The sequence below is a fragment of the Streptomyces sp. NPDC001709 genome (genome assembly GCF_053596375.1).
Window position 1 is genome coordinate 58,698 of the sequence record NZ_JBSFGB010000020.1, and the last position, 23,225, is coordinate 81,922.

Annotated in this window: 23 protein-coding genes; 17 read left to right on the forward strand and 6 right to left on the reverse strand. The window is 70.7% G+C overall.

From position 1 onward, the window contains the following. Positions 1-48: 48 nt before the first annotated feature. Positions 49-555: a pyridoxamine 5'-phosphate oxidase family protein gene (locus ACWC0C_RS27330; RefSeq protein WP_450866482.1), complete on the reverse strand. Its 507-nt coding sequence runs from the start codon at positions 553-555 to the stop codon at positions 49-51. Positions 556-785: 230 nt separating this feature from the next. On the opposite strand from ACWC0C_RS27330, the gene ACWC0C_RS27335 reads away from it, so the two are divergent. Next, the gene (locus tag ACWC0C_RS27335; protein ID WP_450866483.1) at positions 786-2,507 is read left to right on the forward strand and encodes a sensor histidine kinase; all 1,722 of its coding nucleotides are present in this window, start codon (positions 786-788) and stop codon (positions 2,505-2,507) included. A 139-nt stretch (positions 2,508-2,646) separates the two neighbouring features. Continuing rightward, entirely contained in the window at positions 2,647-3,348 is a 702-nt protein-coding gene (locus ACWC0C_RS27340) for a CBS domain-containing protein (RefSeq protein ID WP_450866485.1), read from the forward strand. A 69-nt stretch (positions 3,349-3,417) separates the two neighbouring features. On the opposite strand, the gene ACWC0C_RS27345 is transcribed toward ACWC0C_RS27340, so the two are convergent. The 3 genes from ACWC0C_RS27345 to ACWC0C_RS27355 form a co-directional block, all read right to left on the reverse strand. Continuing rightward, positions 3,418-3,876, reverse strand: coding sequence for a Crp/Fnr family transcriptional regulator (locus tag ACWC0C_RS27345; protein ID WP_449194413.1), 459 nt, complete (start codon positions 3,874-3,876; stop codon positions 3,418-3,420). Positions 3,877-4,075: 199 nt separating this feature from the next. After that, positions 4,076-4,588, reverse strand: coding sequence for a DUF2231 domain-containing protein (locus tag ACWC0C_RS27350; protein ID WP_450866486.1), 513 nt, complete (start codon positions 4,586-4,588; stop codon positions 4,076-4,078). Between the two features lie 102 nt (positions 4,589-4,690). Beyond that, positions 4,691-4,834: a hypothetical protein gene (locus ACWC0C_RS27355; RefSeq protein ID WP_450866487.1), complete on the reverse strand. Its 144-nt coding sequence runs from the start codon at positions 4,832-4,834 to the stop codon at positions 4,691-4,693. A 154-nt stretch (positions 4,835-4,988) separates the two neighbouring features. Here ACWC0C_RS27355 and ACWC0C_RS27360 point away from each other — a divergent pair, with 154 nt between their 5' ends. From ACWC0C_RS27360 to ACWC0C_RS27425, 14 genes are all read left to right on the forward strand, one after another. Beyond that, positions 4,989-6,365 (forward strand): glycoside hydrolase family 43 protein, encoded by a 1,377-nt coding sequence (locus tag ACWC0C_RS27360; RefSeq protein ID WP_450866489.1) that lies wholly within the window; start codon positions 4,989-4,991, stop codon positions 6,363-6,365. Between the two features lie 59 nt (positions 6,366-6,424). Further along, positions 6,425-7,492 carry a glucose-1-phosphate thymidylyltransferase gene (locus ACWC0C_RS27365; RefSeq protein ID WP_449194417.1) on the forward strand — a complete coding sequence of 356 codons (1,068 nt, stop codon included), beginning with the start codon at positions 6,425-6,427 and terminating at the stop codon, positions 7,490-7,492. Further along, positions 7,489-8,532, forward strand: coding sequence for a dTDP-glucose 4,6-dehydratase (gene rfbB, locus ACWC0C_RS27370; protein WP_450866490.1), 1,044 nt, complete (start codon positions 7,489-7,491; stop codon positions 8,530-8,532). Before ACWC0C_RS27365 ends, rfbB begins: the two co-directional genes overlap by 4 nt. A gap of 2 nt (positions 8,533-8,534) precedes the next feature. After that, entirely contained in the window at positions 8,535-9,428 is an 894-nt protein-coding gene (gene rfbD / locus ACWC0C_RS27375; protein WP_450866492.1) for a dTDP-4-dehydrorhamnose reductase, read from the forward strand. After that, the gene (locus ACWC0C_RS27380) at positions 9,425-10,024 is read left to right on the forward strand and encodes an acyltransferase (RefSeq protein ID WP_449194420.1); all 600 of its coding nucleotides are present in this window, start codon (positions 9,425-9,427) and stop codon (positions 10,022-10,024) included. Before rfbD ends, ACWC0C_RS27380 begins: the two co-directional genes overlap by 4 nt. Before the next feature lie 263 nt (positions 10,025-10,287). Next, positions 10,288-11,460: a hypothetical protein gene (locus tag ACWC0C_RS27385; RefSeq protein WP_450866494.1), complete on the forward strand. Its 1,173-nt coding sequence runs from the start codon at positions 10,288-10,290 to the stop codon at positions 11,458-11,460. Beyond that, complete coding sequence (locus tag ACWC0C_RS27390) at positions 11,457-12,227, forward strand: WecB/TagA/CpsF family glycosyltransferase (RefSeq protein ID WP_450866495.1); 771 nt, start codon at positions 11,457-11,459, stop codon at positions 12,225-12,227. The genes ACWC0C_RS27385 and ACWC0C_RS27390 overlap by 4 nt, the downstream gene beginning before the upstream one ends. After that, complete coding sequence (locus tag ACWC0C_RS27395) at positions 12,227-13,486, forward strand: nucleotide sugar dehydrogenase (protein WP_450866497.1); 1,260 nt, start codon at positions 12,227-12,229, stop codon at positions 13,484-13,486. Before ACWC0C_RS27390 ends, ACWC0C_RS27395 begins: the two co-directional genes overlap by 1 nt. Positions 13,487-13,489: 3 nt before the next feature. Further along, complete coding sequence (gene wecB, locus ACWC0C_RS27400) at positions 13,490-14,605, forward strand: non-hydrolyzing UDP-N-acetylglucosamine 2-epimerase (protein ID WP_450866499.1); 1,116 nt, start codon at positions 13,490-13,492, stop codon at positions 14,603-14,605. Between the two features lie 51 nt (positions 14,606-14,656). Continuing rightward, entirely contained in the window at positions 14,657-15,499 is an 843-nt protein-coding gene (locus ACWC0C_RS27405; RefSeq protein ID WP_450866501.1) for a Wzz/FepE/Etk N-terminal domain-containing protein, read from the forward strand. Then, positions 15,462-16,949, forward strand: coding sequence for an oligosaccharide flippase family protein (locus ACWC0C_RS27410; RefSeq protein ID WP_450866502.1), 1,488 nt, complete (start codon positions 15,462-15,464; stop codon positions 16,947-16,949). The genes ACWC0C_RS27405 and ACWC0C_RS27410 overlap by 38 nt, the downstream gene beginning before the upstream one ends. After that, entirely contained in the window at positions 16,946-17,905 is a 960-nt protein-coding gene (locus tag ACWC0C_RS27415) for a hypothetical protein (RefSeq protein WP_450866503.1), read from the forward strand. Before ACWC0C_RS27410 ends, ACWC0C_RS27415 begins: the two co-directional genes overlap by 4 nt. Before the next feature lie 72 nt (positions 17,906-17,977). After that, positions 17,978-18,655 carry a class I SAM-dependent methyltransferase gene (locus ACWC0C_RS27420; RefSeq protein ID WP_450866504.1) on the forward strand — a complete coding sequence of 226 codons (678 nt, stop codon included), beginning with the start codon at positions 17,978-17,980 and terminating at the stop codon, positions 18,653-18,655. Positions 18,656-18,693: 38 nt separating this feature from the next. Next, positions 18,694-19,533 carry a glycosyltransferase family 2 protein gene (locus ACWC0C_RS27425; protein ID WP_450866506.1) on the forward strand — a complete coding sequence of 280 codons (840 nt, stop codon included), beginning with the start codon at positions 18,694-18,696 and terminating at the stop codon, positions 19,531-19,533. Here ACWC0C_RS27425 and ACWC0C_RS27430 read toward each other — a convergent pair. Both ACWC0C_RS27430 and ACWC0C_RS27435 read right to left on the reverse strand, forming a co-directional pair. Continuing rightward, positions 19,499-20,446 carry a glycosyltransferase family 2 protein gene (locus ACWC0C_RS27430; protein WP_450866508.1) on the reverse strand — a complete coding sequence of 316 codons (948 nt, stop codon included), beginning with the start codon at positions 20,444-20,446 and terminating at the stop codon, positions 19,499-19,501. The genes ACWC0C_RS27425 and ACWC0C_RS27430 overlap by 35 nt on opposite strands. Then, positions 20,446-22,488 carry an O-antigen ligase family protein gene (locus tag ACWC0C_RS27435; protein ID WP_450866510.1) on the reverse strand — a complete coding sequence of 681 codons (2,043 nt, stop codon included), beginning with the start codon at positions 22,486-22,488 and terminating at the stop codon, positions 20,446-20,448. The genes ACWC0C_RS27430 and ACWC0C_RS27435 overlap by 1 nt, the downstream gene beginning before the upstream one ends. A 71-nt stretch (positions 22,489-22,559) precedes the next feature. Here ACWC0C_RS27435 and ACWC0C_RS27440 point away from each other — a divergent pair, with 71 nt between their 5' ends. After that, complete coding sequence (locus tag ACWC0C_RS27440) at positions 22,560-23,216, forward strand: hypothetical protein (protein WP_450866511.1); 657 nt, start codon at positions 22,560-22,562, stop codon at positions 23,214-23,216. Positions 23,217-23,225: the final 9 nt, after the last annotated feature.

Below are 23,225 nucleotides of genomic sequence, written 5' to 3' on the forward strand. Positions count from 1 at the left end.
GACGGCCGATCCGCCGCAGCCGCCGCTACGGGCCGGTGATCGTGCCCGTCAACTACAGCGTGGGCGACGTGGTCGACGGCGATCGTCTTCCGGACCGCCCTCGGCGCGACTCCGCTCGTCCTCCCGCTCGGTGAGCAGCACTCCCGTGATCAACTCGGGACGGATACGGATCGCGTGGTCCACCTCCCGTTGCGGCACCCAGGGAACCAACAGACCGCGGATGCGGGCGAGTTCTGCCGGGTCGGTCACCAGGCGGGCATAGCCGGTGACCACCACGCTCCACCCGAGGTGCGTGTCGGGGTCGATGGCGTCGGCCTCGTACGCGACGACCACGCCCGGGCCACCCGCCTCCTGCGTCTGCGAGGTCAGGGCGGCGCCCTCGTGCGTACGGATCACGATGTCGTCGCCGTCCACGATGTGGTTCACCGGGCGGACGGTGGGCAGCGCCTGACGGGTGAACACGACCCTGCCCAGCGGCACGCTGCCGAGCAGGCGCAGCGCCTCGGCCCGGTCGAGGTCGATGCGGCGGTGCGTCGGATCAGGGGCACGGATCATGGCGGGCCTCTTCGCGCGAGGGTGGCTCCGGTTTCGCTGGTCTGCGGACTCCTCCAGCGTCGGACGGGAACGGACCGCCGGGGAGGTGCTGTCGGTCCTGGTGACCGGGCCGATCGGCCCCGGCCGGGGCGCGGAAGGCGAGGCCGGTGACCCGGTATGTCGCCCCGGGGCCGGAGTCGATACCGTGGAGGGGACCCGCGGTGCGGTGCGCCGACGGGACCTGGAGGGACATGGTGGCCGGCCCCGAGGAGCCCCGCGTACGACTGCCGCAGCTGAAGCTCGACGAGCTGCTGGAGGAGCTGCAGGCCCGGATCGACGCGGCCCGGAGCACCCAGGATCGGGTGCACAGTCTGCTGGAGGCGGTCCTCTCCGTCGGCCGGGAGCTGGACCTGGAGCAGGTCCTGCGTTCCATCGTGGAGGCGGCCGCGGTACTCGTGGACGCGGAGTACGCAGCCCTCGGCGTCATCGGACCCGACGGCACACGGCTGTCCGCCTTCCACACGGTGGGCGTCACCGAGAAGCAGATCTCCGCGATCGGCCCCTATCCGGAAGGCCACGGCATCCTCGGAGAACTGATCCGGCACCCGCAGCCCCTGCGCCTCGCGAAGATCTCCGCCCACCCCGCCTCGTACGGCTTCCCGCCGGGCCATCCGCCGATGAACAGCTTCCTGGGCGTCCCGATCCGGGTCCGCGACCAGGTCTTCGGCAACCTGTACCTGACCGAGAAGCGCGAGGGGCTGGAGTTCGACGAGGAGGATGTGTCGGTGCTCTCCACGCTGGCCGTGGCGGCGGGGGTGGCCATCGACAACGCGCGCCTGTACGAGGAGTCCCGGTTGCGCGAGCGCTGGCTGGGCGCGAACGCGGAGATCGGCCACAGCCTGATGTCCGGCACCGACCGTGCCGAGTCCCTCGGTCTGATCGCCGAGCGTGCCAGGGAGATCTCGGGCTCGGCCCTGGCGGCGGTGGCCATGCCCATGGAGGGCACGAAGTCGCTCACCGTGGAGATCGCCGTCGGAGTGGACGCGGAGGCACACCGCGGACTGGTGCTGCCGATGCACGAAAGCCTGATGGGGCTGGCCTACACCGCTGCCGCCCCGGTCACCAGCGGCGACGTCGTCCACGACCCACGGATCACCCCCGAGCCGCCGCGCTTCGGCGGGCTCGGTCCCGCCGTGGCCGTGCCGATCGGCACAGGCGCGGGCGGCGTTCGAGGGGTGGTCCTGGTGGCCCGCGAAATCGGCCGGCCGGTCTTCTTCGAGAAGGAGACCGAGATGCTCCAGGGGTTCGCCGCGCAGGCCGCGATCGCGATGGAGCTGGCCGAGCGCAGGCAGGACGCCCAGCAGATCGCGCTGTTGGAGGACCGCGACCGCATCGCACGGGATCTGCACGACCTCGCCATCCAGCGGCTGTTCGCCACCGGGATGACCCTGCAGAGCGCCGGCCGCTTCATCGAACACCCCGAGGCTTCCGAGCGCGTGCTGCGCGCCGTGGACGACCTCGACGAGACCATCAAGATCATCAGGTCCACGATCTTCGGGCTGCGGGCGGGCGTGGGCACCGCGGGGAGCGGACTGCGGGCGAGGGTCGTCCGTGCGGTCGGCGAGGCCGCTCCCGTGCTGGGCTTCGCGCCCAGCCTGCGCATGGAAGGCCTGGTCGACACCGATGTGCCGCCCGGGATCGCCGACCACGTCGTGGCCGTGCTGACCGAGGCCCTCACCAACATCGCCCGGCACGCCCACGCCGATCGGGCCCAGGTGGTCCTGACGACCGACGGCCGCGCGGTGTGCCTGCGGGTCTCGGACAGTGGTGTGGGCATCCCGCGCGGCGGCCGTCGCAGCGGGCTGCTCAACATGGCCGAGCGGGCGGAGAGGCTCGGCGGGCGGCTCGAGGTGACCAGCCCCGAGGACGGCGGCGCCGCACTGGACTGGCGCGTACCGCTGCCCGCCGAATAGGCCTGCTCACCGGAGCCCTCGTCTCGGATGGGCGGGGCCGACGGGGCATGGGATCGGGACCACTCGGCCCATGCCACCGACAGGTCGGCGTCGCAGCCTGAAGGTGTCGGAAGTCGGCATCCGAGCCTGTGGAGGCGCCATGAACGGCACTCCGGCCCTCGTGAGAGACGTGATGACGCACCGGGTCGTCGCCCTGCGCGCGGGGGCGTCCTTCAAGGACATCGTGAAGGTCATGCGCGAGTGGTGGGTCAGCGCCCTGCCGGTGCTCGACGATGCGGGCCGTGTCGTCGGCGTCGTCTCCGAGGCCGATCTGCTGCCCAAGGAGGAGTACCGGGACGGTGGCATCGGCCGCTACGGGCCGATGCGGGACCTGGCCGAGGTGCACAGGGCGGACGCCGTGACCGCGGCCGGGCTGATGACCGCCCCGGCCGTCACCGTGGCACCCGACGCCACGCTCGCCCACGCGGCGCGCCTCATGGCCCGCACCAGGGTCAAGCGGCTGCCGGTCGTCGCGCGTGACGGGACGCTGCGGGGCATCGTCAGTCGCTCCGACCTGCTGAAGGTCTTCCTGCGGGACGACGAGGACATCGCCGAGGAAGTCCGGCGCGAGGTCGTCGTACGCCTCTTCGGACCGCGCACCGCCACCGTCCGCGTGGAGGTACACGACGGTGTCGTCACGCTGGCCGGCCGGGTCCGTGAAACCGCCCTGGTCCCGTTCGCGGCGCGGCTCGCACGGGCCGTGGCGGGCGTGGTCGACGTGCACTGCGCCCTGGCCGGACCGCCCCGCCATCCGGACCTCGACCCCGACCTCCCGGAGGCCGACAGGGCGCGCACGCCCTGACGGACGGCATCGGTCCCTGCGCAGCCCTCGCGGGCACCGTCGCGGCGCAGGTCACCGACCTGACCGGGGTCAGAGCAGATCACCGCTGCCGTAGGGGGCGTAGAGGTCGAGCAGCCGGACCCTGGAGGCGTGCAGCCGCTGGGCGACCACGCGCCCGACCCAGACGGCGACCGCCCGGCCGAACTCGGGGTCCTCGGCGCACATCGCCCGTACGGCCTCGGCGTCGAACTCCCAGGCGCGCACCGCGCCCACGGCCTCGGCGCCCAAGTGCCACAGGTACGGCGGGAAGTGCCAGGACCAGCCGACGAGTTCGCCGTGCCCGAGGCTCTCGATGACGGCGGGGCGGCGGCCCGGCACGTGCAGGTCGAGGGCGACGGTGCCGGTGCGCAGGATCCAGAAGCGGTGGGCTCGCCGGCCCTCCTCGAAAAGGCGGGTGCCGGGCTCGAAGGAGACCTCCCGGGCCAGGCGCATCAGCCGTTCGCGGTGCACGGGCTCAAGGGCCGCGCTCATGGTGGTGGTCGAGGTCATCGCACCGGCTCCCTTCATGGCTCCCGTTCCCAGCGTGGGCGCCTGCGGCCGAGGGCACCACGGGCCACTCGGACCGGGCCGGGGGCCCTTCGGCCCCGGCCGAGGAGCCGCGTCGATCATGCGCCGGGACCCGGGACCATCCGGCCCCACCACGAGCAGGACCTCACGCCGACGGGAGCCCGACCGGGTGGGCGCCGCCTCAGGAGCCGTCCCCGGACCCCGTCGCCGTCTTCGAGTAGGCGTCGTGCCAGGCGGCCTTCGCTCCGGAGTCGCCGATCCGGTAGACGTCCACGACCGCTCCCACCGCGACGGCCAGCGAGAGCACGCCGACGACGATCCGCACCGGCAGGGCGGACCAGCGCATGCCGCCGTCCTGTCCGGGCTCCGCCGGAGCACGCCGCCCCGCCCACCACACGACGGCCGCCAGCGCGAACAGGCCCAGGGCCCACGGCAGCAGACCGTCACCCAGCTCGGTGTGCCGGCGCACCAGGGCGTCATCGTGCACGTGCCGTTCGAGCCACTCGCCGGCGTGCGTGGTCAGCGGCACGCTGACCAGGGCCACGAAGGCGAGCACCGGGAGCAGTACGCCCAGCCGCCGGGCGGCACGCGGCCAGAACGCGGCCGTCACCAGGGCCAGCGCGGCGAGGGGTATCAGCACGACGACCACATGGACGAACAGGACATGGGCGGGCAGACCGTTGATCAGAGTCATCCAGGAGCTCCTGAGGGGATGTGGGCGCGCACCAGCGTGGCACAGCTACCTCTCAGTCAGCTCTGAGCCACTGGAGCCTCAGGGGTCGCTCATGACCGACGGTCAGTCGCGGGGTCGTTCCGTGGCGAGGGCCGCTGAGCCGGCCACGGCCAGGACCAAGCCGATGGTGAGGGCGAGCCCCTCGTCGTCCCTCGGGCCGCTCGGTACGTACAGGGCGTTGGCCCGGCGCAGCTGCAGGGGCCGCACCCGCGTTCCATGTGCACAGACTTCACCAATGATGTTCCAGATGATTGACGCGCACATGGCCACGCCCTACCTTCTGATCGGTTCACCGAACTTCGTTCGATATATCGATCACACGCTTGCCGTCCATAAGGGCCGCACACCCCTTGGAGCACGCATGACGACCTCCCGCCGCCACTTCCTCGGCCTGGCGGCCGCCACCCCCCTGGCGGTGACAGGCACGCTGAGCCTGGGCGCCGGCACCGCGCACGCCGCCGACTCGGCGTACGTCATGGCCTACTTCACCGAGTCGACCAGCCTCGGTGAGGGCACCGACTACGGCCTGCACCTCGCCGTCAGCACCGATTCGCTCAACTGGATGCCGCTGAACCAGAACAACCCCGTCGTCACGCCCACCGAAGGGGACCTCGGGCTGCGCGACCCCTTCATCCTGCGCAAGCAGGACGGCTCGTTCGTCGTCCTGGCCACGGATCTCAAGGGCACCGACTGGACCTACGTCAGCCAGTACATCCACGTCTGGTACTCCACCGACCTGCGCACCTTCACCGGCTACCACCGGCTGAAGCTGCACGGCATGAACACCCACTGCTGGGCGCCCGAGGCGTTCTGGGACGCGGGCCGGGGCCAGTACGCGGTCATCTACTCCGCAGTCGACGACAGCGGGCACAACGTCATCATGGTCAACTACACGACCGACTTCGCCACCGTCTCCGCACCCCAGGTCTTCTTCGACCCCGGCTACGACGTGATCGACGGCGACATGGCCGTGGGCGTCAACGGTGCCAACTACCTCTACTTCAAGAAGAACCAGACCCTCGTCGGGGCGAGATCCACCTCCCTCGAACCGGGCAGCTTCAAGGAGTTCAGCACGGCCGTCTCCCACGGCGGCACCGAGGCCCCGACGCTCGTCAAGTCGCTGACGTCGAACACCTGGTACCTGTGGGGCGACACCTACACACCCAACGGCGTCTTCTACGCCTGGCGGACCACCGATCTCGCGGCGGGCACCTGGACCGCCCTCGACCAGAAGACCTACACCCAGCCGCTGAACTCCAAGCACTGCGGCATCGCGGCCATCAGCGGCACCGAGTACGACAACCTCGTCACCAAGTGGGGCGCGCCCGCCTGGAACCGCCTCAAGTCCTACAACTTCCCGGGCCGTTACGTCCGTCACGGCAACTTCATCGGCCGTATCGACGAGTACCCCATCGACCCGCCCACCGACTCGCAATGGAAGCTCGTGCCCGGTCTCGCGGACGACACGGGCGTCTCGTTCCAGTCGGTCAACTACCCGACCCGCTATCTGCGCCACTACGACTACGCACTGCGACTGGACGTCAACGACGGTACGCCGACGTTCGCCGCGGACGCGACCTTTTACCGGACAGCGGGCCTCGCGGACGCGACGTGGGCGTCGTTCCGGTCGTACAACTACCCCACCCGATACATCCGGCACTCGGACTACGTGCTGCGCATCGACCCGATCACCACGACCACCGACCGCCAGGACGCGACCTTCCGGGTCGGGTACTGACACCACTGTGTGTGCGGAATCCCTCCGTCGGCATGTCCGGCGTAAGTAGGGTGATGCGCATGAAGGCACTTTTGTTGTCTGGTGGCTCAGGTACCCGTTTGCGCCCCATAACCCATACATCGGCGAAACAACTTGTACCAGTCGCGAACAAACCGGTGCTGTTCTACGGTCTGGAGGCGATCGCCGAGGCGGGCATCACCCAGGTCGGGATCATCGTCGGGGACACCGCCGGGGAGATCCGGGAGGCGGTGGGCGATGGTTCCGCGTTCGGCCTCGACATCACCTACATTCCGCAGGCGGCACCGCTGGGGTTGGCCCATGCGGTGCTGATCGCCCGTGAGTTCCTGGGCGGGGACGACTTCGTGATGTATCTCGGCGACAACTTCATCGTCGGTGGCATCACGGATCTGGTGGACTCCTTCCGTGCCGAACGGCCGCAGGCGCAGATCCTGTTGACGAAGGTTCCGAACCCGAGCGAGTTCGGCGTGGCCGAGCTCGACGCGGCGGGCCAGGTCATCGGCCTGGAGGAGAAGCCCCGGCACCCCAAGAGCGAGTTCGCGCTGGTGGGCGTGTACCTCTTCTCCCCCGCGATCCACGAGGCCGTACGCGCGATCAAGCCCTCCGCACGCGGCGAGTTGGAGATCACCGACGCGATCCAGTGGCTGATCGACGCCGGACGTGATGTGCGTTCCACGACGATCTCCGGGTACTGGAAGGACACCGGGAACGTCACCGACATGCTCGAGGTCAACCGCTCGGTGCTGGAGGCCCTGGAGCGCCGGATCGACGGCACGGTCGACGACGACAGCGAGATCATCGGCCGGGTACGGATCGAACCCGGGGCGAAGGTCACCGGCAGCCGGCTCGTGGGCCCGGTGATCGTCGGCGCCAACACCGTGATCACCGACTCCTACATCGGCCCCTTCACCTCGATAGCCGGTGACTGCCGGATCGAGGACAGCGAGATCGAGTACTCCATCGTGCTGCGTGACTCCTCGGTCAGCGGTGTCCGGCGGGTGGAGGCCTCCCTCATCGGCCGAAACGTCGAGGTGACTCCCGCGCCCCGCAAGCCTGCCGCCCACCGTCTCGTCCTCGGCGACCACAGCAAGGTGCAGATCTCGTCATGACGGCCCCCACCTCTTCCGCACAGCCGACCCGGATCCTGGTGACCGGCGGTGCCGGTTTCATCGGCTCGCATTACGTCCGTACGCTGCTCGGTCCGGCCGGCCCGGGTGATGTGGCGGTGACGGTGCTGGACAAGCTCACCTACGCGGGCAACCCGGCCAATCTCGACGAGGTGCGCGATCACCTGGGATTCGCCTTCGTCAAGGGTGACATCTGCGACGCAGCGCTGGTCGACGAGCTTCTCGCCGAGCACGACCAGGTGGTCCACTTCGCGGCCGAGTCGCATGTGGACCGCTCGATCCTGGGCGCCACCGAGTTCATCCGGACCAACGTCCTGGGCACCCAGACGCTGCTGGACGCGGCGCTGCGCCACGGCGGATCCAAGACGTTCGTGCACATCTCCACCGACGAGGTGTACGGCTCCATCGACTCCGGCTCCTGGCCGGAGACGGATCCGCTGCGCCCCAACTCCCCGTACGCCGCCTCCAAGGCGTCGAGCGACCTGATCGCCCTCGCCCACCACCGCACCCACGGCCTCGACGTGCGGGTGACCCGCTGCTCCAACAACTACGGGCACCACCACTTCCCCGAGAAGGTCATCCCGCTGTTCATCACGAACCTGCTGGACGGCAAGAAGGTCCCGCTGTACGGCGACGGCGGCAACGTCCGCGACTGGCTGCACATCGACGACCACGTCCAGGGCATCGAACTGGTCCGCACCAAGGGACGCGCCGGTGAGGTCTACAACATCGGCGGCGGCACCGAGTTGTCCAACAAGGAGCTGACAGCTCTGCTGCTGGAGGCCTGCGGCGCGGACTGGGACACCAGCGTGGAATACGTGGCCGACCGCAAGGGTCACGACCGCCGCTACTCGGTGGACTGCGGCAAAGTACGTACGGAACTCGGCTACGAACCCCGCAAGGATTTCGCCACCGGCCTTGCGGAGACGGTCACTTGGTACCGGGAGAACCGCGCCTGGTGGGAGCCGCTGAAGGAGCGTGCGGCGCTCCAGTGCAGCCGCCTTCCGACGACGAACGGGTAACGATGACCACCACTTGGCTGATCACCGGCGCCACCGGAATGCTCGGGCGGGACGTTCTGGCGCGGCTCCGCCGGGACGGCGAGACAGCCGTCGGCCTGGCTCGTGGCAGTCTCGACATCACGGACGCCGGCGCGGTGCGCGACGCGGTGGATGCGCACCGGCCCCGGATCGTGGTCAACTGCGCCGCCTGGACGGCCGTTGACGAGGCCGAGGCGCGCGAGGCGGACGCCCTGCGGGTCAACGGCGACGGGCCCCGGCACCTCGCCGAGGCCTGCGCGAAGACGGACGCGAGGCTGATCCAGGTCTCGACGGACTACGTGTTCGCGGGCGACGGCACCAGCCCGTACCCCGAGGACGCGCCGACGGCGCCGCGCAGCGCGTACGGACGTACCAAGCTGGCGGGGGAAGGGGCGGTGCTGGCGGCGCTCCCGGACGCGGGGTACGTGGTGCGTACGGCCTGGCTGTACGGGGCGGGGGGCGACAATTTCGTCGACACGATGATCAGGCTCGCGTCGGTCAGGGACACCGTCGACGTGGTCGACGACCAGCGTGGACAGCCCACTTGGACGGTGGACCTCGCGGACCGGCTGGTGCGGCTCGGGCAGGCCGCCCTCTCCGGTACCGCGCCCGCCGGGGTCTACCACGGCACCAGCGGCGGGGAGACGACCTGGTTCGGCCTGGCCCGGGAGGTCTTCCGGCTGCTCGACTCGGACCCCGGGCGCGTCCGGCCGACCACCAGCACCGCTTTCCCGCGGCCCGCTCCCCGCCCCGCCTACAGCGTTCTGGGGCACGACCGCTGGCGCCGGGCCGGGATCGAACCGATCCGCCCCTGGCGCGAGGCGCTCCAGGCGGCGTTTCCGGCTCTGCTCGACGAGAAGAAGGGTTCAGCCCGGTGAACTTCAGGATCCAGCCGACCGCCCAGGTCGACGAGACGGCCACGATCGGTGACGGTACGACGGTCTGGGATCTGGCCCAGATCCGGGAGGAGGCCCGGCTGGGCAGCGGGTGCATCGTGGGCCGAGGAGCATATGTGGGCCCGGGGGTGCGCATCGGCGACAACGTGAAGCTCCAGAACCACGCCTTGGTCTACGAACCCGCGGTGCTCGGTGACGGGGCGTTCGTCGGCCCGGCGGCGGTGCTCACCAACGACCACTTCCCCCGCTCGGTGGACCCGCAGGGCCGGCTGAAGCGCGGTGGCGACTGGGAGGCCGTGGCCGTGGTGGTGGGCGAGGGGGCGTCGCTGGGGGCCCGTTCGGTGTGTGTGGCGCCGGTACGCGTCGGTCGCTGGGCGCTGGTCGCGGCGGGTGCCGTGGTGACCCGGGACGTACCGGACTTCGCGCTCGTGGCGGGGGTTCCGGCGCGCCGGATCGGCTGGGTGGGCCGGGCCGGCGTCCGACTGGTCGAGCGGGAAGGCGAGTCGGGCGGATGGGAGTGCCCCGAGACGGGCGCGCTGTACGACGAGAAGGACGGCGAACTCGTCGAGCGCGTATGACCGCCGATTCTCCCAAAACGCCGATCCCCGCACACCGACCGGCATAACATGTGTGCGAACTGTGCAGACCGGGCACAGTGAGCACACAAACCAGTGCCCAGGGGGGGTTACCGGGTGGGGACACCTGTGTCCGAAGCGAGGAGTGACAACCGCTCCGACGCCTGACGTCTGACGTCTGCCTACCGCCGCGTTGCGTTCCGCGACGCGGCGATCACGAGTCTGCGCAAAAACAGGACCCACAGGGGGGTTGGTGTGTCCGAACGATGACCCACACACGTCTGGCGGCGCTCGGTCGTGAGGAGCCGCCGCTGCTCGCGCTCGCCCAACGACTGCTCAAAGTCGCCGAGTCGGGCCTTCCGTCGATGCTCCTCCCCGGCGGTGAGGCCTTCGCCTTCACCATGGCCGGGCACAAGGCACCGGACGGCTCCTGGACCTTGGAGCGGCGCGGGACCAGCACCCGGTACGCTGCCATCACCGCGCTGGGGGCGCGGTTCCTGCCCGAGGACCGTCAGCGCGCGGTGCTCGGCGGGCGCAGCGCCCAGGAGTTCACGGGTCTGCTGGTCGAGTCACTGCCCGCGGTGACCAACCTCGGCGACGCGGCGCTCATCGCCTGGGCCGCCGCCGAGACCGGGCACCCCAAACTGTCCGACGCCGTCGCCCAGGTCGAGGCCTTGGACGAGGAGGGCCGGCCGCAGTACACCGTCGAGGCGGCGTGGGTGCTGTCCGCCCTCGCGGCGGCCCGGGAGACGCTCGATGTGGAGACGCGTCTCACCGCGGCCCGTAACCGTCTGCTGCGGGCCCGGATCGGGGACAGCCCGCTGTTCCCGCACGCCACCGGGCCCGGCCTGGTGCCCTGGTACCGGGCTCATGTGAGCTGCTTCGCCGACCAGACGTACCCGCTCCAGGCCCTGGCCCGCGCACACGCCAGTGGCGACTCGGGCGGCGATGCGGAGGCGCTGGCCGCGGCCGAGGCCTGTGCGGCGCGCATCTGCGCACTGCAGGGCGACGGCGGTCAGTGGTGGTGGCACTACGACGCGCGCACCGGCGGTGTGGTGGAGGGCTACCCCGTCTACAGCGTCCACCAGCACGCGATGGCGCCGACCGCCCTGTTCGATCTCGCCGACGCCGGTGGCACCGACTTCGGCGCGTCGATCCGCAAGGGCCTGCGCTGGATGACGAACGTACCCGAACTGGCCGAACACCCGCAGAACCGGGAGCCGTTGATCCACGACGACCTCGGCGTCACCTGGCGCAAGGTCTACCGGGGCGATCCGAAGAAGGCCGTACGCGCCGCCCGGGGACTCGGCACGCGAGTCACTCCGAACCTCCGGCTGGGATCCCTGGACCGGGTGTACCGCCCCCTGTCCGTGGACCGCGAATGCCGGCCGTACGAATTCGGCTGGATGCTCTATGCCTGGCAGGGGGGCCGGATATGAGCAGGCGTCAGACGCTGTTCGGGGTCGAGCTGGACCCGCTGACCATGGACGAGACCGTACGACGCTGCCTCGAAGCGGTCCGGGACGGCAGACAGCTGGAGATCGGCGTGGTCAACGCCGCGAAGCTGGTGAACATGCGGCGGGACCCCCGGCTCGCCCGGGCCGTGGCCGGCTGCGATCTCGTCCTCGCCGACGGACAGGCCGTGGTCTGGGCCGGCCGGGTCTTACGCGCCCCGCTGCCGGAACGGGTGGCCGGTATCGACCTGTTCCTGCGGCTGCTGGCCGAGGCGGAATCGGCGGGCATGCCGGTCTACTTCCTCGGCGCCAAGCAGGATGTGCTGGATCAGATGCTGCGCCGGGTCGCCGACCGCTTCCCCGCCCTGAAGGTGGCCGGCAGCCGGAACGGATACTTCGACGACTCCCAGCAGCGAGCCATAGCGGACGACATCGCCCGAAGCGGTGCCCAGATGCTGTTTCTCGGCATGACCTCGCCGAAGAAGGAGATCTTCACCGCCGCCTACGGCGCAGCCACCGGCGCCCGCGTCGTGCACGGAGTCGGCGGCTCCTTCGACATCCTGGCCGGGGTCACCAAACGCGCCCCGGAGTCCTGGCAGCGGTGGGGCCTTGAGTGGCTGTACCGCGCGTTGCAGGAGCCGCGCCGCCTGGGCCGGCGCTATCTCACCACCAATGCTGCCTTCCTCCTCATGACGGCGCGCGAGCTCATCCGGCTCACCCCGTCGACCGCTCCCGCGAACAGGAGTCACTGATGCGCGTCGTCGTGGTTGGACAGGGATACGTCGGCCTGCCACTGGCCATCCGCGCCGCCGAGGTCGGACACGAGGTGATCGGCTACGACGTCGACCCCCGGCGGATCAAGAGCCTTGCCGCCGGCGAGTCCTTCGTCGAGGACGTCTCCTCCGAGCGGATCCGCGCGGCGCTGGACAACGGCACCTACCGCCCGAGCGAATCGGCGCGCGACTGCGGCGGTTTCGACGTCGCCGTCGTGACCGTCCCGACCCCGCTGCACGAGGGCACTCCCGATCTCCGTTACATCAAGGAATCGGCGGTCACCCTCGCCCGCTATCTGCGCCCCGGCGCCACCGTGGTCCTGGAGTCGACCACCTATCCCGGCACCACCGAGGAGTTGTTCGCCCGGATCCTGGAGGACGGCTCGGGCCTGGCCGCGGGCACCGACTTCCACCTCGGCTACAGCCCGGAGCGGATCGACCCGGGAAACGCCGTCTGGGGCTTCAAGGAGACCCCGAAGGTCGTGTCCGGCGTCGACGCACCGTCGCTCAAGGCCGTTCAGGACTTCTACGCGCAACTCGTCGACACCACCGTGCCGGTGAGCTCGCCGAAGGAGGCCGAACTCGCCAAGCTGCTGGAGAACACCTTCCGCCATGTGAACATCGCGCTGGTCAACGAGATCGCGATGTTCGCCCACCACCTGGACATCGACGTCTGGCAGGCCATCGACGCCGCCTCCACCAAGCCCTTCGGTTTCATGAAGTTCACGCCCGGGCCGGGCGTCGGCGGCCACTGCCTGCCGATCGACCCCTCGTACCTGTCCTGGCGGGTGCAGCGCGAACTCGGCCAGAGCTTCCGCTTCGTGGAGCTGGCCAATGACATCAACAACCACATGCCCGAGTATGTGGCGCGCCGCATCGGCGACCTGTTCAACGCGAGACGCCGTTCCGTGAACGGCTCGCGCATCCTACTGCTCGGCCTGGCGTACAAGAAGAACACCGGCGACGCCCGCGAGTCGCCCGCCCTGCGCATATCCCAGCTGCTGCTGGACATGGGGGCCCAGGTCAAGGCGGCGGACCCGCACGTCGTCGAGGGCCTGCCGGTGGACACCCGGCTGGTGCGGGTCGAACTGACGCCGGAGGAGCTGTCGGCCGCCGATGTGGTGGTGCTGCTCACCGACCATGACAGCTTCGACTACGAACTCGTCGCCGAGCACGCCCCCTTCGTCCTCGACTGCCGTCGGCGACTGCCGTCCGGACCCACGATCGAGGTGCTCTGAACCATGCCGCGCATCGTCTGCGTCGCCGGGGCGCGACCCAACTACATGAAGATCAAACCGGTGATGGACGCCCTGGAACGCCGGGGCGCCGAGGTGGTCCTCGTCCACACCGGCCAGCACTACGACCCGGCCATGAACGACGTGTTCTTCGCCGACCTCGGCATCCGGCCGCCCGATCGCTTCCTCGGGGTCGGCTCCGGCACCCACGCCGAGCAGACCGGACGTGTGATGTCCGCCTTCGAGCCCCTGCTCGACGAGGTGTCGCCGGACATCGTCGTCGTGGTCGGTGACATCAACTCCACCCTGGCCTGCGCCCTGGTCACCGCCAAGGCCGGACCGCTGCTGGCTCATGTGGAGGCCGGTCTGCGCAGCCGCGACTGGAGCATGCCGGAGGAGGTCAACCGCGTCGCCACCGACCGCGTCAGCGACTACCTGCTCGCCCCCTCACCCGACGCCGCCGAGAACCTGCGCGCCGAAGGGTACCGGGAGGACCAGATCCACCTCGTCGGCAATGTCATGATCGACACGCTGCTGGCGAATCTGGACCGGGCCAGGGCCTCCGGCATCCTCGGCCGATACGGCCTGGCCAGAGGCGAGTACGGCCTGGTCACCCTGCATCGCCCGGCCAACGTGGACGACCCCGAGGTCCTCGCCGCGCTCCTGAAGGCCCTCGGCGAGATCGCCGGCCGCTGCCCGCTCCTGCTGCCCGTGCATCCGCGCGCGGCACAGCGGCTGGCCGACATCGGCGTCCCCGGAGGCGTCCGGCTCGTGCCGCCCGCCGGATACCTGGACTTCATCGCCCTGCAGGACTCCGCCCGCCTGGTGCTGACCGACTCGGGCGGCGTACAGGAGGAGACCACCGCGCTGGGCGTGCCGTGTGTGACCCTGCGGGACAACACCGAGCGGCCCATCACCATCGAGCAGGGCACCAATGTGCTGGCCGGCCGGGACCCGGCCCGCATCGTGACCACCGTGAACCGGGTGCTGGACGATCCGCCCGCGCCGCGCCGACCCGGCCTGTGGGACGGTCACGCGAGCGACCGCATCGCCGACGTGCTGCTGGAGGGAGGCACCGCGAGCACCCGGCCGCGACCAACCGACCAAAGCTTCCCCATATGATCCGCTTGCGACATATGCTCGTCGGACGCCGGGTCGCGAGGGGGGACCACCATGGATCTCGCTGAGATCTTCCGTGTCATGCGCAGGCGCTGGTACGTCCTGCTGCCCGGACTGCTGCTGACGGCCGGTCTGGCGGTCGCCGTGGCCCTGCTGGTCCCGGTCACCTACCAGTCGCAGAGCACGGTGGTTCTCCTGAACTCCCAGAAGGCCACCGTGGCCTACGACGGCAATCCCTTCCTCAGCACCCAGACCTCGCTGACCGGCATGGCCGACAGCCTGGCCCGCAACCTCAACTCCGACGGCTCGGTCCGGGAGCTCAAGTCCCGTGGCGCCACCGGCACGTTCGCGGCCAAGCTCGCCGACAACGCCCAGGGGCCGCTGATGTGGCTGACCGTCACCGGGACCGACAAGGCCGCCGTCCTGGCCTCGGACCGGATCCTGACCGGGTATGCCAAGGAACGGCTGGACCAGTTCCAGAAGCAGCAGTCGGTCGCCCCCAGGGCCATGATCCGCATGACGACCGTCGTACCCCCGCAGAATCCGGTGGCGCAGACCAAGACCCGGTTCGAGTACCAGGTCATGGCCGGGGTCCTGGGCCTGGTCCTGAGCCTGGTGGCCGTCTTCTACGTGGAGGCGCGCCGCCGGCCGCGCGCACCGGAGCAACCGGAAGAACCGCAGCCGGTCGCCGCCCCGGAGCCGACGGCAGGGGAACCGGTCGCGGACCAGACGATCGCCCTCCGGCCGTCGCCCAGCTGGTCGCGGTCCGCCGAGAACAGGCCCGCCGCGGAGCCGAGGGCCGGGCGGCCCGTCATGGCCGCGGCGCCCGCCGCCGAGCCGCTCGACGAGGAGTCGACTCATGGACAGCGTTCGCACACCGGACAGCGAGACCGCTGAACCGAGCGACACCCCCGCTCCTTCCTCCCTGGGCAGAAAGGTCCGTTACGCGGCCCGGTGGAGCCTGATCAACACCGTGGTCATGCGCCTCGGCAATTTCGCCACCGGCATCCTGCTGGCGCGCTTCGCCCTCGGACCGGCCCAGTGGGGCGTCTACGGCATCGCCCAGACCGTGCTCCTGGTCCTGCTCTCCGCGAACGAACTGGGCGTCAGCCTGGCCATCGTCCGCTGGGACGGCGACCCCCGGCGCTTCGCGCCGACGGTACTGACCCTGGCCACCGTCTCCAGCGGCCTGCTGTACGCCGCCCTCTTCGTCTCGGCGCCGACGGTGGCCGGGCTGCTCGACTCGCCCGAAGCCTCGGGTGTACTGCGGGTGATGTGCCTGTGTGTGGTGATCGACGGGGTCGCCCAGGTACCCGCCGGGTACCTGAGCCGGGAGTTCGCCCAGGGCAAGCGGATGGTCATCGACGCGCTCAACTTCGTCCTCAGCACCTGCGTGACCCTGGTGCTGGCGTTCGCCGGCTGGGGTGCGATGAGCTTTGCCTGGGGCGCCGTCGTGGGCAACATCGCCGCCCTCGTCGGCTGCGCGCTGGCCGCCCCGGGCATGCTGCGGTTCGGCTGGGACCCCCAACAGGCCCGCGCTCTGCTGCGGTTCGGACTCCCCCTGGCGGGGGCGAGCCTCCTCGCGCTCGCCGTAGCCAACGTGGACACCATGGTCGTCGGCTCGACCCTCGGCGGGGTCTCCCTCGGCTTCTATGTCCTGGCGTTCAACATGTCAGGGTGGCCGGTGCGCGTCATCTCCGAGGCCGCCCGCCGTGTCTCCTTCGCCGGCTTCTCCCGACTCGCCGGCTCCCCCCAAGCCCTCGCCCAGGGCTTCAGCCGCGCCCTGGGCGTCCTGGTCACCGGCACCGTACCCTTGTGCGTGCTGCTCGGCGGGCTCGCCGCCCCGGTCATCCGGCTCGTGTACGGGAGCAAGTGGCTGCCCGCCGCCGGTGCGCTGCCCTGGCTGATGGCCCTGGGCCTGGTGCGCATCGGCTGCGAACTCGCCTACGACTGTCTCGTCGCCGCCGGACAGCGCCGCGCCCTCTTCCTCGTCCAGGGTCTGTGGGTCCTCGCCCTCATCCCCGTGCTCATCGTCGGCGCGCGTCTCCACGGCATCATGGGCGTCTCCCAGGGCCATGTCCTGGTCGCCGCCGGCCTCGTCGTACCGGTCTTCCTCTACGCCCTCGGCCGAGCGGGGGTCAGCCTCGTCCACATCGGCAGGGCCTGCGCCTGGCCGCTGCTCGGGGGAGCCGTGATGGCCGTGGTGATCCTCGCCGCGAAGCGGCTCCTCGACGACGGCAACCTCTCCCTCATCGTCATCGGCACGGCTGCCCTGGCCTGTTACGCGTTGTGCGTACTGCCCAGCCGCCGCTTCCTGCTCGGCTCCCGGACCATGGAGACCGCATGACCAGGCTCCGCCGCCTGCTGGCCACCCTGTTACTCGCGCTGCTCACCGCTTGCTCCGGCGGCGCCGACGCCTCCCCCGCCTCCCGGGGCCCCGGAGCCTCCGCCGGCCCCAGCGCCAAGGGCACGGCTCACCCCACCACCGCGGCACCCCAGAACGCCGCCTTCCCCGACGCCCGCAGCACCGGCCCCCGCGGCACCCTCAAGCCGCACACCACCGGGGCCATGAGCGTCAGGACCGACGGCGCCGTCATCAAGGGCTGGGACATCAAGGGGTCGCTGGACGTCTACGCCAACGACGTCACCGTCATCGACAGCCGGATCACCTCGGACAACTGGTGGGGAGTCAATCTCCGCCCGGGATACCACGGACTGCGGATCCTCCACTCCACCATCACCGCCGTTCCCGGAAAGGGTCCGGACAACGGCGGTGTGGACTACGCCGTCTCCAACATGGGCACCAGCTCGGTCGAGGTCGGCTGGTGCGACGTCTCGGTGTTCGGCGACGCGCTGTCCATGGGGCAGGGAAACCTGCACGACAACTACGTCCACGACATCACCCCCTTCCGCAACCTCCGCGGCGAATGGCAGCACACCAACGCCGTGATCAGCAACGGCGGCGGAAAGGGAACCCTGGTGATCCGCCACAACACCCTGCTCAACCCGACCCCTGTCGACCACGGCGCCTCCGCCGCTGTGGGCCTGTTCGCCGACGCCGCACCGGTCACCAACACCGTCGTCGACCACAACTGGGTGGCCGGGGGCGCCTATGCGCTCTACGGCGGCGGCCCGCACGCCAGCAAGATCCAGGTGACCGACAACGTCTTCTCGACCCAGTACCACCGCAAAGGCGGCGCCTACGGGGTGGTGGCCGCCTGGAACGCAGGCGGCGCCGGCAACGTCTGGCGCGGAAACCGGCTCTCGAACGGCACCGCGGTCTTTCCCGAACCGGCCCCCTGAACGGGTGTCCCGAACAATTCACCGAGCCTCCTGAGAACCACGTCTCACCACCCCTTTCGAAAGGCCGACGCCATGCCGAGATCCCGAGCTCTGCGCAACCGCTTCGTCGATGCCCCCGGCTCTCTGGGCGAGCGGTTCCGGACCGCTCGCTGGGAGCGGTTCCGCGGCTGCTTCCCCGACATCGACGGAATGCGCGTGGTGGACCTCGGCGGCACCGCGGACATGTGGCTGCGGGCGCCCTTCCGTCCCAAGCACGTCCATCTGATCAACCTGGAGGCACACCCGGCCGAGCTGCCCGACTGGATCACCGCGGAGAACGCCGACGTCACCGATCCGGCGGTGACCGCCGCCCTCGGCGGCTTCGACCTGGTCTTCTCCAACTCGACCATCGAGCACGTGGGCGGCCACAGCCAGCGCCGGCGGTTCGTCGCCGCGATCGGGGAACTGGCGCCCCGGCACTGGGTGCAGACCCCCTACCGCTACTTCCCGGTGGAACCGCACTTCCTCGCCCCGGGCTTCCAGTTCCTGCCGCTCGCGGCCCGGGCCCGGCTGGTGCGGCACTGGCCGATCACCCACAGCCGCCCCGGCAGCCCGGAGGAGGGCATGAGCGCCGTGGTCAACATCGAACTGCTCACCGGCGCCGAGATGCGCTACCTCTTCCCCGACTCGCTGCTCCTTCACGAGCGGGTGCTGGGCCTGACCAAGTCGCTGATCGCGGTACGCACCGAGGCCGCCCCCACCCGCCGGTGAGGGCCCCGAGGATCAGCGCACCGCGCGGAGAGGACGTCATGCGCCGGATCGCCCGGGCTCCCTGGGAACTGCTCAAGCGGGTCTTCGGCTGGCTGGTGCTCTTCGAGGCCAGGAACAAGCTGCTGCTGGCCCCCTCCGCGGTGCGGTTGCGGCGGTTCGAGGACACCGAGACCCGGCGGCTGGCGGCGGCTCTGGGCGGCCGCCGCCCCCCGGCCCTGGTGGCCACCGTGATCGCCACCCATCGCCGTCCCGAGGCGCTGCTCCGGGCGGTGGACTCGGCCCTCGGGCAGACCGTACGTGATCAGGTGGTGATCGTCGTCGACGACGGCGCGGGGCTCCCCGTGCTCCCCGACGACCCGCGGCTGACCGCCGTCTCCCTCTCCCGCAACACCGGCGTCGCCGGGGTGGTCCGCAATGTCGGCATCCGCCTCACCCGCTCGCGGTACGTGGCATTCCTCGACGACGACAACCTGTGGGAGCCCGACCATCTCCAGCAGGCACTGGAGGCACTGGAGTCCCCCGGCGGCCCCGACGGCGTCTACACCGCGCTGCGCCGGCTGCGGCCCGACGGGAGCGAGCTGGACGTGCTGTCGGTGCCGTTCGACCGCCGCCGGGCAGCGCACCGGTCCTTTCTGGACACCAACGCCTTTGTGGCCCGGCGCAACCGCTCGCTGAGGTTCAGCCGGCTGCGCCGTACCCCGGAAGTGCTGCCGCGCGAGGACTGGGAGCTGATCCGGCGCTACAGCCGTCGGAACGAGGTGCGTCACCTGCCCCGCCCCACGGTCCGCTACCTGGTCAATCCGGACAGCTTCTACACGGCCTGGCAGCCGCCGGGCCCGCCACTCACGGCCCCGGGACCGCCGCCCGCTTCGAACTGAGCAGCGCGGCAGCGGCGGCTCTCGCGGGCGCCCGGCCCAGCGCCGCCCGCGACGCCTCCCGCAGCAGCACCGCCGCCCGGAACGCCGCGGTGGCCACCGGTCCGTGCCGGCGCCGGTAGAGCCGCACCCGGTTCAGGGTCAGCAGCGTCCACAGCCGCGGTGAGACCTGCGAGTCCCCGCCGAGGTGAACGGCCGAGGCCGTCGGCTCCAGCCGGGTCAGATGGCCGAAGTCCCTGGCGCGCAGGCAGTATTCAGTCTCTTCGGAATACAGGAAGAAGGACTCGTCCCACGGCCCGCAGGCGTCCAGGCACTCCCGGGAGAGCGCCATCAGCGCGCCGGTCGCCCAGTCGGCGACGGTGTGCCCGGCGTACGCGGCCGGGGAGGTGACCAGTTCGCTCCAGCGCGGGAACCGCCCGGCCCGGCGGTTGCCCAGCAGGGCCTCGCCCAGCGCCCGGGTGAGGCTGGACTCGCGGCGCAGCGAGTACAGCAGTGCGCCGTCCTCCTCATGGAGCAGCGGCACGCTGATCCCCACCCGGGTGCCGCAGGGCAACGCGGTGCCGAGGGCCTCCACCAGGGTGGCGGCGCAGCCCTGCCGCATCCGGATGTCGGGGTTGCAGACCAGCGCGGCGCGATAGCCGGGCGCCGCGGTCGCCGCGGCCTGCAGGGCCGCGTTCACCCCGGCCGCATAGCCGGCGTTGCGGCCGGTCTGGACCACGGTGGCGTCCGGGGCGAGCTCCTTGAGCACCCGTACGGTGTCGTCGGCGGAGTCGTTGTCCGCGACCACCAGCCGCCAGTCGAGGCCGGCCATGCCCTCCGGGAGCGAGGCGAGGAAGCCGGGCAGCACCGCGGCGCTGTTCCAGGTGACGACCAGCACGGCGACCGGGCCGTCGAAGGCACTGTTGTTCAGGGGCATCAGGACTCCACGAGATGCGGCTCGGTGCGGGGTACGGCGGTGGGTGCGGCGGTGGGTGCGGGCGGCGTGGCGGGCGGCGGGGGCGCGGAATCGCGCCGCAGGAACCCGAGGTGGCTGGCTGCGGCGCCCAGCGTCACGAAGAAGACGCCCGCGAACAGCGGGAAGCTGAAGGCGTCGAAGGTGGCGCTGATCACCATGGCGACCACGGCGGAGGCGAAGAACGCCTGGCCGAGCTCGCGTTCCGCGTCGTCCCGGGCCAGCCGGCGGATCGCGCCGCCCTGGTGGATGCCGGTGATGAACAGGGTGAGCAGGGCGACGAGCCCGAGCACGCCCATCTCGGCCAGGGTCAGCATGTACTGGTTGTCCGTGAAGAAGTACAGGTCGGGCGTGAAGGTGCCGAAGCCCCTCCCGAACAGCGGATGCTCCTTCAGATACGGCACGATCGCGCTGTACTTGACCGTACGAGCCTGCGTGCTGCTGTCGGAGTTGGACAGGAACGACGCGAACAAGCCCGTGATGGTGCCGATCAGCCCGGGAATGAGCACCTTGAAGACGCCCAGGGAGGCCGTCATCACCCCGATCGCGGCCCAGCGTCGTCCCGGCTTCCAGCGGGGGACCATCACCAGGGCGATCAGCAGCATGCCGATGATCGACGTCCTCGACACCGTCAGCGGCAGCGCACCGCCCATGATCAGGACCGGCCCCCAGCGCCGTGCCACGTGGAGGTGGCGGCGTACGGGATCGAGGGCCTGCTGGATGGCGAAGGGCACCAGGATCGCCAGCATGCCGCCGAACTCCAGCGGCTGGGCGGTGGTGGACCGGGGCCGGGTGAAGGAGCCCCGGTCCATGGCGGAGACCTGGGCGACGCTGGTCTGCAGGCCGGGGATGTGGATGGAGTCGGCGATGTTGGTGGCCGCGAAGAAGTCGTAGTAGCCGAGCGCGGCGACGACGGTCCCCATCACCACCATCCGGCGCATCAGGACGTCCAGCCGGCCGCGCTCCTGCACCCCCGCCGAGACGAGCACGACCAGTGACACCCACACCAGGAATCCGATGAGCCCGCGGTCCGCCCCGAGGACCTCCTCGTGCGAGCTCTCCCGCATCGCGTCGGCCACGTACGCCGCCAGGACCGCCAGCCCGAGCACGCACATGGCGACCCGCACGAGCCTGGTCCCGGGCGCCGGAAGGATGCGGCCGCCGAGCCAGGTCGCGAGGTACCACAACAGCCCGAGCAGGGCGAAGACGTTGGCCGGGGTGCCGACGCCGCCGAGCGCGGGCAGGGCGAGGTTCGAGGGGATGAGGAAGGCCAGCACCAGGTAGACGGTGAGGATCGTCGTGGCGTCGACCCGTCGGCCGAGCAGGCCTGCTCGTACCCGCTTGGCAGGGCGGGCGTCCTGCGCTCGTGGGGCGGCGCTCTGCCCGACGCGCCGCCGGCGGCGGACCACCGCGACGCCCTCCAGCAGAATCGACAGCAGGAACGCGCTGACGACGCCCAGGATGACGACCGCCGCGACGTCCTGGTAGCGGGCCTTGGACTTCGACACCGGGGTCTGCGGCAGGACGACGGGCGCCGTCTGTACGAAGTACGTAGGCGGGACCTTGGCGGCGGCCTGCAGGGCCTTCAGCTGCTCGCCGGCGAAGGTGGTCAGGGTGTTGGTCTCCTCGAGTACCTTCGCCCGGTCGGTTCCGGTGACGCTGAGCGAGAGCAGCGGGCTCTCACTGGCGGGCGCGAAGCCGGCCGTGTACGGATCCGTGACGCCCCGGCTGTGCAGTTCCCTCGCGGCGTCGTTCGACTCGAGGGTCCTGATCAGCACGTCGGCCGTGACGATGAGTGAACCGCCCGCGTTCGAGATGGGGTTGCCGAACGTGGGGGCCAGCCGTGCGACGGCCGAGGAGTCCAGCAGCGCGACCGAGCTCTGCGACTGATAGGAGACCGGCACGGTCACGTACAGATACGCGCCGCCGAGCAGACTGAGCAGGGTGAAGGGGACCACGAAGTACCAACGTCTGCGCAGAATGGCCCATATGTCACCAAGACTCATGAACCATCCTTCCATTCGGTGGCATCCGGCCGCACGCCCTGCCAGTATCGGGGGCGACGGAAGGAACTCGTATGTCGCCCGGGAACGTCGCCGATGCGCTGCTCCGCCGCTGGTACGTCGTGGTGGTCGCGCTGCTGCTGACGGCCGTCGGCGCGTACCGCGTGGTGCGCCCCGATCCCCAGTACGTCGGCTCCGCGGTGGTCGTCCTGAAGCCGCCGGTCACGCAGAACCAGCCCAACCAGCTCACCAATCTGCAGCCGCCGCTCGCCGTGGTCTCCTACGCGGTGATCCAGCAGCTGCAATCCCCCGCCGGGGCCCGCGAGCTGAAGGCGGCGGGCGTACACGGCACCTACCACCTCATCCCCCGCAACAGCGGCACCAGCGCGACACCGCGATATCTGATCCCCTCGCTGCAGGTGGAGTCGCAGGCGCCCGGTGCCGATGCCGCCGTGACGGCGGTCCGCCGCGTCATCGACGTCTACGCCAAACATGTCGAGGCGCTGCAGACGGCCCAAGGAGTTCCCGAAGGGTCGCGGATCACCGCCTCCGTGCTGGTCTCGCCGAGCGCCGCTGCGGTGCGGGGCGACAAGAGCCGGGGCCTGGCCGGCACGGCCCTGCTGGGCGCAGCCGGGGGTATTCTCGGCGCGTTGTGGCTCGACCGGTATGTGATGAGCCGCCGTAGGGTCGCTCCCGGCCGTCACGCCGGTCCGGTTCCCGCGGCCAACTGAGCGGAACTG

Bases quoted from the DNA above. Each gene is read 5' to 3' on its own strand.
- ACWC0C_RS27330 (WP_450866482.1), bottom strand. From the start codon at position 555: ATGATCCGTGCCCCTGATCCGACGCACCGCCGCATCGACCTCGACCGG.
- ACWC0C_RS27335 (WP_450866483.1), top strand. From the start codon at position 786: ATGGTGGCCGGCCCCGAGGAGCCCCGCGTACGACTGCCGCAGCTGAAG.
- ACWC0C_RS27340 (WP_450866485.1), top strand. From the start codon at position 2,647: ATGAACGGCACTCCGGCCCTCGTGAGAGACGTGATGACGCACCGGGTC.
- ACWC0C_RS27345 (WP_449194413.1), bottom strand. From the start codon at position 3,876: ATGACCTCGACCACCACCATGAGCGCGGCCCTTGAGCCCGTGCACCGC.
- ACWC0C_RS27350 (WP_450866486.1), bottom strand. From the start codon at position 4,588: ATGACTCTGATCAACGGTCTGCCCGCCCATGTCCTGTTCGTCCATGTG.
- ACWC0C_RS27360 (WP_450866489.1), top strand. From the start codon at position 4,989: ATGACGACCTCCCGCCGCCACTTCCTCGGCCTGGCGGCCGCCACCCCC.
- ACWC0C_RS27365 (WP_449194417.1), top strand. From the start codon at position 6,425: ATGAAGGCACTTTTGTTGTCTGGTGGCTCAGGTACCCGTTTGCGCCCC.
- rfbB (WP_450866490.1), top strand. From the start codon at position 7,489: ATGACGGCCCCCACCTCTTCCGCACAGCCGACCCGGATCCTGGTGACC.
- rfbD (WP_450866492.1), top strand. From the start codon at position 8,535: ATGACCACCACTTGGCTGATCACCGGCGCCACCGGAATGCTCGGGCGG.
- ACWC0C_RS27385 (WP_450866494.1), top strand. From the start codon at position 10,288: ATGACCCACACACGTCTGGCGGCGCTCGGTCGTGAGGAGCCGCCGCTG.
- ACWC0C_RS27390 (WP_450866495.1), top strand. From the start codon at position 11,457: ATGAGCAGGCGTCAGACGCTGTTCGGGGTCGAGCTGGACCCGCTGACC.
- ACWC0C_RS27395 (WP_450866497.1), top strand. From the start codon at position 12,227: ATGCGCGTCGTCGTGGTTGGACAGGGATACGTCGGCCTGCCACTGGCC.
- wecB (WP_450866499.1), top strand. From the start codon at position 13,490: ATGCCGCGCATCGTCTGCGTCGCCGGGGCGCGACCCAACTACATGAAG.
- ACWC0C_RS27405 (WP_450866501.1), top strand. From the start codon at position 14,657: ATGGATCTCGCTGAGATCTTCCGTGTCATGCGCAGGCGCTGGTACGTC.
- ACWC0C_RS27410 (WP_450866502.1), top strand. From the start codon at position 15,462: ATGGACAGCGTTCGCACACCGGACAGCGAGACCGCTGAACCGAGCGAC.
- ACWC0C_RS27415 (WP_450866503.1), top strand. From the start codon at position 16,946: ATGACCAGGCTCCGCCGCCTGCTGGCCACCCTGTTACTCGCGCTGCTC.
- ACWC0C_RS27420 (WP_450866504.1), top strand. From the start codon at position 17,978: ATGCCGAGATCCCGAGCTCTGCGCAACCGCTTCGTCGATGCCCCCGGC.
- ACWC0C_RS27425 (WP_450866506.1), top strand. From the start codon at position 18,694: ATGCGCCGGATCGCCCGGGCTCCCTGGGAACTGCTCAAGCGGGTCTTC.
- ACWC0C_RS27430 (WP_450866508.1), bottom strand. From the start codon at position 20,446: ATGCCCCTGAACAACAGTGCCTTCGACGGCCCGGTCGCCGTGCTGGTC.
- ACWC0C_RS27435 (WP_450866510.1), bottom strand. From the start codon at position 22,488: ATGAGTCTTGGTGACATATGGGCCATTCTGCGCAGACGTTGGTACTTC.
- ACWC0C_RS27440 (WP_450866511.1), top strand. From the start codon at position 22,560: ATGTCGCCCGGGAACGTCGCCGATGCGCTGCTCCGCCGCTGGTACGTC.